Source organism: Candidatus Poribacteria bacterium (genome assembly GCA_026702755.1).
Lineage (GTDB): Bacteria > Poribacteria > WGA-4E > WGA-4E > WGA-3G > WGA-3G.
In genome coordinates, this window is the sequence record JAPPBX010000088.1 from 17,865 (window position 1) to 33,197 (window position 15,333).

Consider the following 15,333-nt stretch of genomic DNA (forward strand, 5'->3'; position numbering starts at 1 on the left):
ATTCAGAGGAGACTTAATATGACCTGTTTAACAGAATCGTGTTATAGAACCGTTTACAAATTCGTGAGAAAAATGTGGACCCCAGCTAAATGCTTCGTGTTAATTTGCACGGCGTTGTTCTTAACGTCTCAAGGTGTAAGTTACGGTCATAATGTGCTCCCTGTGGGGCACAATCACACCCCTTACTTTGATGAGATTGCTTCTCCTCCCATATTTGTGTTAGAGAACCTATCAAATCATTTAATAGGAAATGTAAGGGCAATTGATGAAGATGAAGATGATACGTTAACTTATAGTTTGGCTTATGATCTTATGTTTTATTTCATTCCTGGTGATGAGCATCATCTTCAGCATTATGGTCATTATTACACGATTAACTCTGAAACGGGTGAGGTACGCACGGGTAGTGATGGATTAGATTTTGAGGCATTGCCATATACATACTACCCTCCATATAAATACCACACAGTAGTGGTCACGGTTGAAGATGGTAAAGGTGGCAGTGCTTTGTTCGTGTATCAGATCTTTGTCACAGATGTAGATGAAAATGGAGACCAACCGTCAGATGCCACAAGCCCGGTGCTGACGAACGCAAATACCACAAGCCCGGTGCCGACGCCGGAACAGTTTCGCATCCTTCCGCGGAATAATGCAAAGCCAGCGAATTTAAGGCCTTCTCCGGTCGCACAGGACCGAATCATCTTCAATGAAATTCAAAATGCTCCGAACGATTCTGAGGACTGGATTGAACTCAAGAACATCAGCGATGAAGATGTTTCCCTCACAGACTGGGAGATAAGCATCGTCACGCCTTCTGAGGTTCGGCAGGTAAATAGGGCGGAGGATGCTGGAAAAGACGAAGACATCGTTACCTTTCCAGACTACACGCTTCCCACAGGCGGTATTTTGTTGGTTGTCAATACTGATCCGAGTGAGACGCGACTTGAATCTGGGGCGGATATAACCGACCTGGAGCACGACCCCAATGAGCAACCGCAATATCTTGTTGCCTCGGAGATGCGTTTGCCGGATACACCGTATCTCCTGATTCTGCGGAGTGCGACGGATAAGAATGGCAAGTCTGAGGCGTTTGAGGATATCGCTGGCAATTACTTCCGAAGTTCCATTTACTACCACACACAGGTCTGGCCCCTCATGTACACCTTCTCACCACCTAACAGGGAAGGAGCGGAGTTGACGCTGGGTCAAGCGTGGCGGCGAGTTGCTGTTGAAGAACGCGGTTATACAAAAGGCGCGTGGGCATCGAGTGGGTATCAATCTGGGATTGGATATAAAGCTGGGACTTCAATAGAAGTATGTCTTGGCACCCCCGGGTATCCCAACGATACAGTTGCCGATGAGAGTCTCACGGGACGCATCGCTTTTAGTGAGTTGATGTATGCAACCAACGGTGGATTGTTTTCGCAACCCCAGTGGATAGAGTTATACAACAATACAGCGACGGCAGCGGAAGCGGTGAACCTTGAAGGTTGGACGTTGGTCATTGAAGCACGTGATAGTGAGACGCGTCACCGGTATACCGAAATTGAGTTGACAGCATTAGAGATCGCCTCAGGTGAAGCGGTTCTCTTAGTAACGCGAAATCGTCGCCATTCAGAACATCTGTCTGAGGATCAAGTTTATGATCTCTACAACCATAGTAACGTATTTAGCCTCGGTTTGCGTGAAAACGCTGTGATTCCTGCTTCTGGTTTCTTGCTGAAGTTGTTTGCACCCGATGGCACGTTAGTGGATAGCGCAGGGAATCTTGATGGTGAAAAGGGTATAGATATCCCAACTTGGGAGCTGCCCTCAGGACGGACGGAGGACGGTGCTCGGACATCGTTGATTCGTCGTTACAACGAAGATAGCATCGCCCTAATAGGGACAGAATCGACGAGTTGGGTGTCTGCTGCGGCTATGGCGTTATCTGAGAGCATGTATTATGGGCATAAGACCGATATTGGCACACCTGGGTATAGACGCGGTGGTGCTGCGCCTGTGATGTTATCAGATTTCAGTGCGAATCGGACGGAAGTCGGTGTTATCGTTGAATGGAGGACGGCATCAGAGACGAACAATGCGGGTTTCAATATCCTAAGGGGTCAGACGAAGGATGGTTCGTTTGTGAAGATCAACCCAACGCTGATTCTGGGTGCTGGAACAACGGCTGAACAGAATAGTTACACGTGGACTGATACGACTGCGAAACCGAATGTTACGCATTATTACCAGATAGAAGATGTTTCCTTCTCAGGGGATCGTCAACGTCTCGCGACGGTTCGGATGAAAGGATATGTCTCCGCGAGTGACAAACTCACTACAACATGGAGTGAATTGAAAGTTCAAGATTAGATCGTTAGAACCTATCTCATAAATACAAGGAGTGCTTTATGACCCGCAACATCGCTGTATTGATGATAGGAGTCATGTTTTTCAATCTCGCCGGTAATTGTTTTCCACAACCCATAGACGTAGAAAGTCAAGCGAAAGCTGACGCAACGGCGGATATGAAACCAGCAGCCTGGTTTCTTTTAGGGGCAATGGCACCCATCGGGTGTCTCATTGGATACGCTATAGGAACATCTATTGACCCGGAACCTGTCAAATCCGACTACTATTCCTATAGTTGTTGGACGACCCCGAATGAGACACAGATTAATGGTGCCTGTATCGGTGGTGTTGTCGGTGTTCTCATGTTACCGGTTTCCTATGCGCTGACACCTATCAATCCGTCACCGGAGCGTTTGCTCGGCAAACCCCCTGAGTATGTTTCGGCTTACACCTCTGTCTACAAACGGCATACCCGGTACTCTCGGATAACGTCGGCGGTGTCGGGTTTCGCTGTCGGATCTGCCATATCCTGCTTATTCGGCTTGAGCATCTGGGAGAATCTACAGGAAGACTGAATGCGAATTTATCTAATCAACTGTCCATTTACCCCCAATACCGGCGAAGTGGACTTTGATGGTGTAGGTGACGCTCTTGTGGTTAAAGACTATCCAACATTTGACATTACAGAAAACATGACCTTTATGGCATGGTTCTGATCGACCGATACCTTGACAAATCGCGCATTTATAGTGAAACACGACTCTTTCTACGTGGGTTTCGGTGAACAGAATCAACTTAAATTCGGCGTACAATCCAAAAACGGAGGTAAAACCGTGAAAAAGTATTTCAGATTCTTTGTTATTTTTCTTGCGTTCAGTTGTTTAACACTGCATATTGCATCCGCACAAGTCGTGAATATACCAGATCCGAATTTAGCAGAAGCATTGCGAGAGCGGTTGGGTTTAGCACCGAATGCACCTATCACCAGACAGGATATGCAAAGATTAGAAGGATTTACGGCTATAGATATCCAGATAAGAAACCTTACTGGGTTGGAACACGCGACGCAGTTACAGGTGTTACATCTTAATGGAAATCAGATTCGAGACTTAAATCCGCTAACTGGGTTAACACAGTTATTGGTGTTAAGTCTCAGTGATAATAATCAAATCAGCAATATCAGCCCACTGGCAGGATTAACGCAATTATTTGGATTAGGTCTTAGTGGTAATCAAATCAATGATATAAGTCCACTTGCACGATTGACTCAGTTAGAACAGTTATACATTAGTGGTAATCAAATCAGTGATATAAGTCCACTCACACAATTGACTCAGTTAGAACAGTTACATATCAATCGTAACCAAATCAGTGATATAAGTCCACTCACACAATTGACTCAGTTAACGGAATTAGCGATTCGGGAGAATCAAATCAGAGATGTGAGTCCGCTCACAAGACTGACACGATTAAAGGCGTTAGGTCTTGAGGGGAATCAAATCAGCGATATCCGTCCTCTGTCAGAATTGACACAGTTAGAGGTGTTAAGTCTTAGTCATAATCAGATCCGAGACGTGAGTCCGCTTGCAAGACTAACGCAATTGAAGCAGTTATATCTCCATTGGAACGATATTCGCGATGTATCTCCGCTTGCGAAGTTGGTAAACCTGGAAATATTACGGCTTGCGGAGAACCCGATCGCAGATACCTCACCGCTGACGAGTCTGACAAAACTTGTTGACGTGGACATTGAAATCACCGCATCTGTTGTTGAAGATATCAACGCCGATGGTGTCATCAACATTCAAGACTTAGTGTTAGTTGCCTCCAACTTCGGTGAAACAGGAGAAAGTGCTGCGGATGTCAATGCGGATGGAATTGTTGACATCAGGGATCTCGTCTTGGTTGCGAGCGCTTTCGGCACTGCCCCAGCAGCACCGTCCTTAGACCCACAGGCACTGAAAATGTTCACTGCTGTAGACGTGGAAAACTGGCTTATCCAAGCACAGCATCTAAACCTACCAGGCACAACATCGCAAAAGGGTATCCGCTTCTTAGAACAATTTCTCGCATCGTTGATTCCAAAGGAAATGGCTCTCTTGCCTAACTATCCGAATCCGTTCAATCCAGAGACGTGGATACCCTATCAGTTGGCGAAGCCAGCAGATGTACAGATCGCTATCTATGATGTACGTGGCATGATCGTCCGACGATTGGCATTGGGGCATCAATCGGCGGAGGTCTATCACAACCAGAGTCGTGCTGCGTATTGGGATGGTAGAAACGCATTCGGTGAAGCTGTGGCGAATGGTGTGTATTTCTATACGCTTACCGCAGGCGACTTCACGGCTACGCGCAAGATGTTGATACGGAAGTAATTGGAAAATGCTGCACGGACGGCACCGCGTTGTCGTCCGTAAACATTGAATAGAGGCAGCAGCCGTTGCGGATGCTGAAAATGAGGTCAATAAAACCTTTTGGTAGCCAGTGTTGAAAAGATTCACACATTTCTTGTCAATTTTAGGTGTTCTCGGTTTTGGGTGGGTATAATGACATGATAATAGCCACAAAGCCAGTGCTTCAGAAGAGTTGCGGCTTAACTGAAGTCTTAAAGGATGGAAAAACCATGAAAATGAAAAATCCAGTCTCGAATTCAAAATACCTTGTGTTGTTTTTGATGACCATATTACTAATTTATGGCCGGCAAGATGTTATGCCAAATAAGGCGTTCGCACAAACTGGTCAATTTGTTCAGGAAATGATAAATGTAGACAAAGTTTTCTCCAATTTTATGAATGACTGGAACATACCTGGTGGATCCATAGCCATTGTGAAAGATGGACGTTTGATTTACGCCCGGGGTTTTGGATACGCGAATAAAGAATCCAATGAACGCATGAGCCCCGACCATCTTTTTAGAATTGCAAGTGTATCTAAGTCGATTACTTCGATTGCAATAATGAAACTCATTGACGAAGGGGCAATTAATGTTGATGCTAAAGTTTTCGGGGCTGATGGTCTACTTAGTGGTCCTAACTACAACACTATTCTTGACCCAAGCGTCAAAAATATTACCGTGAGGCATTTATTACACCATACGTCTGGATGGGGTTTTATTAACAAAAACGGTGATCCCATGTTTTTGAATCGGTATATCGCTCAGCAAATGGGAGAAAACCCTCCAGTCGATTCAGAGGCTATAATTCAATTTATGCTTACGACCCAAACGCTAAATAATGAACCAGGCACCAATTATTTTTATTCTAATTTTGGATTTTGTATTCTCGGCAGAATTATCGAACACATCTCAGGAAAAAGTTATGAAAATTATGTAAAAACCGAATTGTTGAATCCCTTAGGTATCTCTGAAATGCAATTAGGTCGGAATCTGTATGAGAATAAGGCACCAAATGAAGTTAAATATTATGACTCCCCGGGTGCCCCTTTAGTTAATTCGGTTTATGGAGCAGGTGCAGGTGTTCCATTTCCCTACAGTGGATTCAATATCGAAGCAATGGATTCCCACGGTGGATGGATAGCCTCGGCAATTGACTTAGTGAAATTACTTGTTGCCGTAGATGGATATGATACAAAGCCAGACATTCTCAATCAAGCAGCAATACGATTAATGACCACTCCTTCAACTGCAAATAGTGGGTATGGGATGGGATGGGCAGTTAATCCTTGGGGGAACTGGTGGCACGCTGGCGATTTACCGGGCACCTCTTCAATATTGGTAAGAACCTCCAATGGCTTAGGCTGGGCAGTATTGTTTAATACACGTCCCTCGAATTTGCGAGACTTTAGGGTCCAAATGGATAACATGGTTTGGGAAGCGATTAAGGGAATAGATCATTGGCCCACTCATGACCTGTTTGAACAAGCAGCATCGGTTCAACAAGATTCTGCAGAAGTCCCTCAGGATGCAGGCACGCAACCGAAACCTGAAACATTTACACCTTCGGTTATAACCGCAGGACAAATTACGTTTAGCGAGTTGATGTTCGCGACGAGCGGGGGGCTCTTTTCGCAACCGCAGTGGATAGAGTTATTCAACAATGGTCCTGTTGGTTCTGAACCGGTGAATCTCAGAGGATCAAAGTTAGTCATTGAGGCACGTGATAGTGAAACAAAGCATCGGTACTCAACTATTGTATTTGAAGACTTAGTTATTAAACCAAAATGGACAGTGCTTCTGGTGACGCGAGATAATAGCCGAGACTCTGGACATTTGCCTGAGCATCGAGTTTATAGTCTTTCTGATCATAGTAATGTAAGTAGCCTCGGTTTGCGTGATAATGCGGTTTTACCAGCCTCCGGATTCTCTCTAAAGTTGTTCGCCGCAGATGGCACGTTAATTGATAGTGCTGGAAATCTTGATGGTGAGAAAAGGAGCAAGGATACTCCTGCGTGGGAGCTTCCCACAGGCTGGACAGAGGACCGAATGCGAACGTCATTGATTCGTCGGTATGAAGACGGCACGGCACTACCAGGCACAGAAGCAATGAGTTGGCTCCGTGCTGCGGATGTACAGATAACTACCAACACGTATTACGGTCATAAAGCGGATATCGGTAACCCTGGGTATAGACGCGGTGGACCGCTGCCGGTCGTGTTGTCGGCGTTCCGTTCAGAACGGGTAAACGCGGGTGTTATCATCGAATGGACGACGGAATCGGAGACCGACAATGCCGGTTTCAATATCCTACGGAGTCAAACGAAGGATGGTTCGTTTGTGAAAGTGAACCCAACGCTGATTCCGGGGGCTGGGACGACAGCCGAACGGAATAACTACACGTGGACAGATACGACAGCAAAACCGAATGTTGCTTACTATTACCAGATAGAAGATGTTTCCCTTTCAGGGGATCGTCAACGTCTTGCGACGGTTCGGATGAAAGGATATGTCTCCGCGAGTGACAAACTCACTACAACATGGAGTGAATTGAAAGTTCAAGATTAGAAGGCTAAATCCAGTAGGAGTGGTTAAATGAAGGTTAAGAATTTAATCGGGTAATTCCCAACGTGCCATAAACGCTGTCCTTACGACAAGTAGTTCCGTTTGTAGTCAGAAAAACATTCATTGTTTGTCAATTGCCGACATGTTTTTTACCTTCATAAAACCGCTCCTATTTTATATCGTAGTTTGGACAATCTGAATAGTATTGCTACCTATTTATCAACAGTCGGAGCCGCTTTCACCGAAAAACCGTCTAATATTACGCGTTTTCTTTCGTTGATCCAACGGATAGAAAAAGGCATGTCAAAACAGAAAGCGCAGCCCCAGTAGGGCGATATATTTGGGTGATTTCAGGTTCTCTGTCCTGTAAAAAACTCTGTGCTGTGTGTAATTTTTACTAGGTCTGCGTTCAACCCAATCTATGGGACGCTTTAATTTTTATTTTTAAACTCACGTTGTCACAAATAGACGCTTAACTTTTTGTCAACTATTTAATCTATAATTCAGAATAAGGAGCATCAATAGTGTTAAAATTTCAGATAATTCTAATTGTCGTTTTAATTGCCTGTGTTCCATTAGTATCGTGCGATCGCGCACGGCAAACGATAGCCCCGGTTCTACCAGATGAGGACACGATGGAGCCTAGGTTGTGTTTACATTTTGTGAATGGTTACAAGTATAGCTGCGAAATAGACGAATCCGAGATACCGAACACCTAACTTATCGTAGCGCGTCGCCACCCGACGATACTGTTTCAACCAGCCAAAGAAACGTTCTATCAAGTTCCGGCGTTTATACAACGTTTCGTCATACGCACGCGGCTCCGTCCGCCCTTTGCGGGGCGGTATCACCGCAATCGCATCCCGGGAGGTGATCTCCTCTATAAACGCATCCGAGTCGTAGACCTTATCGCCTATGACATGTTCATAACAATAACCTTCAATCAGCGCAGACGCTTGTGTAATATCATTGCGGTGTCCCTCTATGAAAATAAAACGCAACGGGACACAGGCATCACTGAGAGACAGATTCAGTTTCGTCGTAAATCCACCGCGCGTCCGTCCGAGTGCTTGTGCTTCTTGGCCTCCTTTTTTTTAGGGGCACCCGCTGCGGAGGCATGTGCGCGCACGATCGTCGAATCAATGAGAATACCTGAGATGTCGCCAGCATCGTGAAAATGTTCGTGGAGTGCCTGAAAAACACCCGCATCACACCATCTACTGAAGCGACGATAGATCGCATTCCAATTGCCATAGACTTCCGGTAAAGCGCGCCACGTCGCGCCTTCTTTAGCGATCCAAAGCACAGCAGAGAGAAAGTGTCTGCACTTTTCAGGGTTTCCAACATAGACGTTTCGACAGTCTCTAAGGAACGGCAAGATGCTATTCCAAGCAGCATCACTCACTTGCTTTGGAAGGTCTTGAGAGGTAACTGTATTTTGAGTTTCCATAAACAGAGCATACTAAAATCTCTACGAAAAGTCAATACCTTTTCAAATGTAAACACAACCTAGGGGCCCACCCCAATAACGAACATAGATTTTCTTAGACCTACCAATCTTCGTCAAAGAACGGTGTACTCGGATAACTATAGACATTGCCTTCGTAGTTGCGGAGTTGGATTTCATCGTCATCGAAGGCGACGATTGGGTCGGGGATTAGCGCGATTTTTCCACCGCCACCGGGGGCATCGACGACATAGTGCGGCACGCCAAGCCCAGATATGTGACCACGCAACGCGGCAACGATGTCTAATCCCGTCTGGACTGCTGTCCGAAAATGATCGGTGCCGACAATGAGATCGGCTTGATAAATATAGTAAGGCTTAACCCGAATCCGTAACAGTCCCTTCATGAGTTCGACCATCACATCGGGATCGTCGTTCACGCCTTTCAGGAGGACTGTCTGGTTACCGAGCGGTATACCCGCATCTGCCAGCATACCACACGCCTTTTCCGTTTCAGGTGTGATCTCGCGTGGATGGTTGAAATGCGTGTTGATATAGAAAGGGTGGTGCCGTTTCAAAATCGCACACAACTCTGGTGTAATACGTTGGGGTAACGTTACGGGGACGCGCGAACCAATCCGAATGATTTCTAAATGTTCAATTGCCCGCAAGCCACCGACAATCGTCTCAATTTTCTTGTCCGTCAGCATGAGCGGATCGCCCCCAGAAATGATGACATCGCGAATCTCTGGGTGTGCTTGAATGTATGCAAGCCCTGTTTCAATGTTGTTATCGGAGATTGAGTGTGGGTCGCCGACTTTCCGCTTACGGGTACAGAAACGGCAATAGATTGGGCACATATAGTTGACATAAAAGAGTGCCCGGTCGGGGTATCGGTGTGTGACGTTCGGTACTTCGCTGTCGTCTTCTTCGTGGAGTGGGTCCTCTACACCGGTACTAATGAGTTCCTTGGGGTCCGGGACGACCTGTTTCCAAATCGCGTCACCCGGTTTTTCTATGAGGCTGAGATAATAGGGGTTAATACGGATCGGAAACTCTTCATGAATGCGCCGCATCTCATCCACATCAACATCGAACACGGCGGCGAGTTTTTCTGGTGTGTTGACAGTATCTCTAACAAGTTGTTTCCATTCTTCCATTGATTATGTCCATCCTTTCCAAATTTCCGCTGTTATACGTGTTGCTCCGTAGGCGCGGTGTAACCTGAAAAACTCGCAAACACCGCTTTGCGTTAAGACTGTGGTGCGTGGAATTAATAAGACGTGCTACGGTGCTGGCGTGTAGTTCTCAATTGTTACCTTGTTCATGACATCGCGTTCGCGTAGCGCGTCTACGACATCCATTCCTTCGATAACCTTTCCGAATGTGGTGTAGTTGCCATTTAGATGCGTATAAGGTGTTGTATCTGAACTGATACAGATATAGAATTGGCTGCCAGCGGAGTCAGGGTTCTGTGTGCGTGCCATCGCGATAACGCCTTTTTCATGCTTCGGCATCTTTTCGAGGAGGTCTGGGTCTTGGAATTCACCGGGAATTGTCCACCCGGGTCCACCTCTACCTGTTCCCTGTGGGTCGCCCCCTTGAATAACAAAACCGGGGACATACCGGTGAAAGATCACGCCATCGTAGTACCCGGCTTCGATCAACCGAGCGAAGTTTGCAACCGTTGCCGGAGCCGCTTCGGGATAAAGTTCAATAATAATGTTTCCTTTTTCTGTTTCAATCGTTACATAAGGTAATTGATCCGTATTACATGAGACGATCGTCGCGAAAAACGCGCCTAATAAGCTAAATCGCATAGTTTTTGGTGTGAAAATTTGGGAGTCTTCACGAATTCCTTTTTGGTTATCTTAATGTCGCAAGGTTTACGCAAAATTCGTTCTGTTCAGAAAATCAGCGACGTAAGCCTTAACTGGGTTGGGTCAGAAGTCTCCGACGAGCATTCACATTTATAAATGCATCAATAACGCTCTCGGTAAAAGCAAAAGTTGGTATACATTATACACTTATTTGTGCGTGAAGTCAAGCAAAATTTTGAAGGTATCTGCTTCGGTTCTCTGCAAACCTCGCGTTTTTTGAAGAAGAATAACACGATATGCTTCTGATAGCAGGTCGATTCGCCTTGACGCTGCAAAGTTGGACATGGTACCCTATTAATGAGGAGGTGGTTGCAGTGCAAAACATCTCGACGGAAAATCAGAAGACGCGCGAACTATTTGCGACGCTGAAGCTGCTGTCGCCTGGGACCTATCTGAGGGAAGGTATTGACTATATCATCCAAGCCAAAACTGGTGGACTCATCGTCATTGGTGATACACCAGAGATTCTGGACTTGACAGAAGGTGGCTTTCGGATTAACTGCCCCTATACGCCGACACGCTTATATGAGTTGTCAAAAATGGATGGAGCGATTATCCTTTCTGAAGATATGAAACGCATCGTGCGTGCCAATGTGACGCTGCAAACAAGCCCGTCTATCCCTTCAAGTGAAACTGGGCTTCGCCATCGCTCGGCGGATAAATTTGCGAGAGAGACTGAGCATGTCGTGCTTGCTGTGTCGCAGAGTCGGAATACCCTTACCTTATATCTCAAAAATCAGCACTACATGTTCCGAGAACGTACCACATTGCTTTCCGGAGCGAACCAAACGATGCTTGCGCTTACGCAGCACCTCAAAGCACTGAAAAACGCTATTACGATTCTCAATTGGGCAGAATTAAATGGAAATGTCTCTTTAGTGGAGGTCGTCACTGCTATCCAGTTGTGTGAGCGGGCGCGGCGCGCTGAGCAAGAATTACGCCGCTACAGAACCGAATTGGGAACGCAGGCGCAATCGCTACAACATATTCCCGAACTCACCACTGAGATCGAGAGCGGTTTTCTGATTACAAAAGATTACTATCACGAAAGTCAGCACGGCGAATCTGAGGCATTTGAAAAAATTCTGGCACTTGACGCAGATAGTCTCGCGAGTCAGCATAATATTAGTGAGGCTTTAGGGTATCCGAGTGATATTGGGAACACTTTCGATGATCTCAAACCACGCGGCTACCGGATGCTGAGTCAGGTGCCTTGTATGCCATTCGATACTATTGAAAACATCGTTCACAGATTCAAAACGTTGGATGGCATCTACACAGCTGCTGTTGGTGAACTTCAGGCAGTCGATGGGGTAGGGAAAGCGAGGGCATTGACTATTAAGGATGCCCTCGCACAAATGAAAACAACGACTACGCAACCTCATGTCCTTGATTTGTCTGTGTTGAATACTGAAAAGAAAAACTTATCCTTAGAAGATTGTGTTTTTGGCAACTAAGGTAGATTTTAGAATTACTTGAACATTATGACTGGTGAGTTTGTGGGCACCCACAAGGGGTGCCCCTACAAGAGAAAGATGTGGGGTAGGGGTGCCCCTACAAGAGAAAGATGTAGGGTAGGAAAACCCAAGACCTATCCGTATAGACTGAGTGGCTTAATAGAGAAAAAATAAAACTTAAACGAGAACCCTATACACATAGGACTTACGCAATTTGCTGATGGATACCTATTGCACGCACGCCGCTGACGAGGTTTAAAACCTCGCCAGCAAAGGTCGCTGCGTAAGTCTTGACAGAAAAATATGTAATAAGGAGTCAGAAAATGAAATGGTTCGTCGCTTTATCGCGGAAGAACAACATCGCCTTGAGTTTATTCATCGGGCTGATTCTCGCTTCGTTGGGTTTGGTAGGATGTGGCGGGAAACTCGGAAAGATTGAAATATCAACGGTTGACACGGCAATTGTGAACGCGGAGGCAGCTATTGCAGCGGCACAGGACGCTGATGCTCCCTCGCTTGCGTCTGATCTGTTTGAATCCGCAAAAACCAACCTTGAAGCAGCGAAAACGGCTCTTACTGAGAAAAGAGGGGACGATGCCCTCCGTCTCGCATATCAAGCGACTGTTGATGCGAGACTCGCACAAATGAATTCCGTCAACGTTACAATGAACTCGGAATTGAACGCCTCCATACTTCAGAAGGACGTTGAGGCGCAAGATCTCCGCCATACACTCCGTCATAAAGAGACGGAACTCGCAGGCGTTCAGTCTGAGATTCAGGACATTCAGAAAGAGGAAAAGCAGCTGAAACAAGCTGTTCAGGACCTACAGAACGAGAACCGTGAATTGGGCAATACACGGGCAGCCTATGGGAAACAGGTGGCACAGCTCTCTGAAACTTTAGCGGAAATTCAGGCACGTGCGCAACAGGCAGAAACTGAGATTCGCAATTACGGTAGGGAGGTCGCTTCACTCCGTCGAAGACTCGAAGTCGCTGACAGAAGGGTGAAAGAAGAGGGGTATCAGAAACGAGCGGTTGTCGCTGAGATAGATTCTCTGAGAAGGCAACTCCGCGAACAAGCGCAAATCTATACCGAGAAACTCGCCGAAGCAAGTCAGGTGAGTTCGGATACGGAGCATGCGGAATATCTCAAGCAGAAGGCAGCAGAGGCGCGCGCTTATGTTGACAGTCAACCTGCACTTCATCCCACTAAAACAGGTCGGACTTCGCTCTCTGAGGCACAGATCGCAACGGGTAAAACTGCCCTCGGTAATTGGGCACGGGCGTGGCATGCGAAAAACCTCAGTGCCCATCTTGCGTACTATGAACCGAGTCTTATTGCCGATAAAGTCGTGATTCGCGAGAGCAAAGAGCAACGGAGTAAAATCGATCTGCAACAACTGGAATCCGAACTCCACCAGATGAGTACCGGTGCTTGGAACAAAGCCAAAACGGACACTGAGGTTGAAGGCGAAAACGTCATCGGTATCCACCGATTGACCCAGTTGGCTACTCCGGCAGACGAAAACACTGCGGCACTCTACAACATTTGGATTCGCGAAGTCTGGATGCATCAAGTCGGTAACGACTGGAGAATTCATCATGAAATCTGGCAGATCTATGAAAATGTGCCGAATTTCTAAGTGCCCATCTCAACCAAGAACGGAGGTTAAATTGTGAACGACGCACAAAATCGGCAAGACAGCCAAGATAAATTCACTATGTCCCGGAATCTGATTTGGGGTGGTGCTATTGTAGCAATTGTTATCGCTTTTGCTTTATTCCTTGTGATCTTTATGAGTTCCAGTGAGACACCTGCCTCCTTTATGGCGAAATGGAAAAATGCGCTCGAATCTGGGGATATTAAGAGGTATGAATCGCTTTGGATAAAAAGTGCGCGGCAGCGTCCTGATTCTGGCTATCGATATACGGCGCAACTCCTTATGGATAACGTAAGTTTTGAAGTTAACCTTGGAGGTGCCAACCAACCCTATCGAGTGCCCCGTTACGCGAATCGTTTCCGAATCGAGGCGATTCCGCTCACTGTCACTTACCCTGGCGAAGTGCAACAGCAGTTCCGAAATCTCGTCATTGAAAAGAGAGGGCTTATTCAACAGCGATGGAAAATTGTCACGGATGAAACAGCTGGCAGTGAGTTAACTGCTACACTGTCAACGCCTGAGCCTACGCCACAGACTGGAACTGTAGAACAACCAAACAGCCCTGTGGCACCTGTGGTCATCGCATGGAAAAATGCGTTAGAGACCCAAAATGTAAAGAGCTATACTGACTTGTGGGATAAATCCTCCCGAAAACGGCGAGCTGCAAGTTTTGGGCGTGCCACCGAAATGATGTCGCAAACCCATATTATAGATATCACGGGTGCTACCTATACTGCTGTTCCACGGCATAAAAATCGCCACGTTGTTGACCACATTCACGTAACTTTGCAAAGTGGCGATGATGTTATTGAGACACACATCCGCACACTTACTATTGAGAAAAAGGGGTTTTTCAGACGAAAATGGAAAATCATTAACGATGAGATCGGTGTGGTCTCTGATGCTATCGCATACTTACCAGACGAATCAGGAGCAGATACTGTCTCTGGTGAAGAGTCGGGTAGTGCTTTCGATGGGAACGCCCCGCTGGACACGCAGCTCAAGGTGCGACAGGTCTTAGGAAAATGGCAGGCGGCTTGGGAAGAGAAGGACCTGAAAACCTATATGTCCATCTATTCGGAAAGATCCCGAATTACCCGTGTCAGCGTGCGTGGTGGCAAGGAAACTAAGCGTCATCTCTCAAAAGTGCAGCTTCACGAACAGATGAAGAAACTGAACAGAATGTACGCTGAGATTCAGGTGTCTATCTCTAATTTACAGGTTAACGGGGACCGAGCAGTGGCGGATGTCAAGTTCTTACAAAAATTCACTGGCACACCCGCGAGCGGTAGCCGTCCTGCCTACTCTGACTATGGTACGAAAAAACTGAATCTGATGGTGGATCCGGCAGATGGACATTGGCGAATTTACTCTGAAACCTGGAGTCGCTATGAAGATGTCCCGGATTTCCCGAAGATGTAATTGCCGTTGTCGGTTATCAGGACGTAGTATCTAATACGTTGGGTTTCACTCGGTTTTTTGTGATTTCAGGTTTCTCTGTTCTTCCGAAAACACTATACTGTGCGATTTTTTAGTAGGTATCCGTTCAACCCAACCTACAGGACTGATAACTGATAACTGACAACTCATAAAAA

At 46.3% G+C, this 15,333-nt stretch carries 12 protein-coding genes; 8 read left to right on the forward strand and 4 right to left on the reverse strand.

The features are described from left to right. Positions 1-18 precede the first annotated feature (18 nt). From OXH39_16760 to OXH39_16780, 5 genes are all read left to right on the forward strand, one after another. A complete protein-coding gene (locus OXH39_16760) occupies positions 19-2,355 on the forward strand; it encodes a hypothetical protein (GenBank protein MCY3552115.1) in 2,337 nt (778 codons plus the stop codon). Between the two features lie 38 nt (positions 2,356-2,393). Next, positions 2,394-2,909 carry a hypothetical protein gene (locus OXH39_16765; protein ID MCY3552116.1) on the forward strand — a complete coding sequence of 172 codons (516 nt, stop codon included), beginning with the start codon at positions 2,394-2,396 and terminating at the stop codon, positions 2,907-2,909. Beyond that, entirely contained in the window at positions 2,910-3,050 is a 141-nt protein-coding gene (locus OXH39_16770) for a hypothetical protein (protein MCY3552117.1), read from the forward strand. A 117-nt stretch (positions 3,051-3,167) separates the two neighbouring features. Continuing rightward, positions 3,168-4,712, forward strand: a complete 1,545-nt coding sequence (locus OXH39_16775) for a leucine-rich repeat domain-containing protein (protein MCY3552118.1) — start codon at positions 3,168-3,170, stop codon at positions 4,710-4,712. A 335-nt stretch (positions 4,713-5,047) separates the two neighbouring features. Continuing rightward, positions 5,048-7,297, forward strand: a complete 2,250-nt coding sequence (locus OXH39_16780) for a serine hydrolase (protein MCY3552119.1) — start codon at positions 5,048-5,050, stop codon at positions 7,295-7,297. Positions 7,298-7,947: 650 nt separating this feature from the next. Here the strand turns inward: OXH39_16780 and OXH39_16785 are convergent. The 4 genes from OXH39_16785 to OXH39_16800 form a co-directional block, all read right to left on the reverse strand. After that, positions 7,948-8,322, reverse strand: a complete 375-nt coding sequence (locus tag OXH39_16785; GenBank protein ID MCY3552120.1) for a transposase — start codon at positions 8,320-8,322, stop codon at positions 7,948-7,950. Positions 8,323-8,324: 2 nt separating this feature from the next. Continuing rightward, the gene (locus tag OXH39_16790) at positions 8,325-8,744 is read right to left on the reverse strand and encodes a transposase (GenBank protein ID MCY3552121.1); all 420 of its coding nucleotides are present in this window, start codon (positions 8,742-8,744) and stop codon (positions 8,325-8,327) included. 100 nt (positions 8,745-8,844) lie between these two features. Next, positions 8,845-9,900, reverse strand: a complete 1,056-nt coding sequence (locus tag OXH39_16795) for a KamA family radical SAM protein (protein ID MCY3552122.1) — start codon at positions 9,898-9,900, stop codon at positions 8,845-8,847. A 126-nt stretch (positions 9,901-10,026) separates the two neighbouring features. After that, positions 10,027-10,560 (reverse strand): peptidylprolyl isomerase, encoded by a 534-nt coding sequence (locus OXH39_16800; protein ID MCY3552123.1) that lies wholly within the window; start codon positions 10,558-10,560, stop codon positions 10,027-10,029. 296 nt (positions 10,561-10,856) lie between these two features. On the opposite strand from OXH39_16800, the gene disA reads away from it, so the two are divergent. From disA to OXH39_16815, 3 genes are all read left to right on the forward strand, one after another. Continuing rightward, positions 10,857-12,077: a DNA integrity scanning diadenylate cyclase DisA gene (disA, locus tag OXH39_16805; protein ID MCY3552124.1), complete on the forward strand. Its 1,221-nt coding sequence runs from the start codon at positions 10,857-10,859 to the stop codon at positions 12,075-12,077. Positions 12,078-12,400: 323 nt separating this feature from the next. Further along, positions 12,401-13,720, forward strand: a complete 1,320-nt coding sequence (locus tag OXH39_16810) for a DUF4398 domain-containing protein (GenBank protein MCY3552125.1) — start codon at positions 12,401-12,403, stop codon at positions 13,718-13,720. Positions 13,721-13,753: 33 nt separating this feature from the next. Continuing rightward, on the forward strand, positions 13,754-15,160 hold the full coding sequence (locus OXH39_16815; protein ID MCY3552126.1) for a hypothetical protein: 1,407 nt from the start codon (positions 13,754-13,756) through the stop codon (positions 15,158-15,160). Positions 15,161-15,333: the final 173 nt, after the last annotated feature.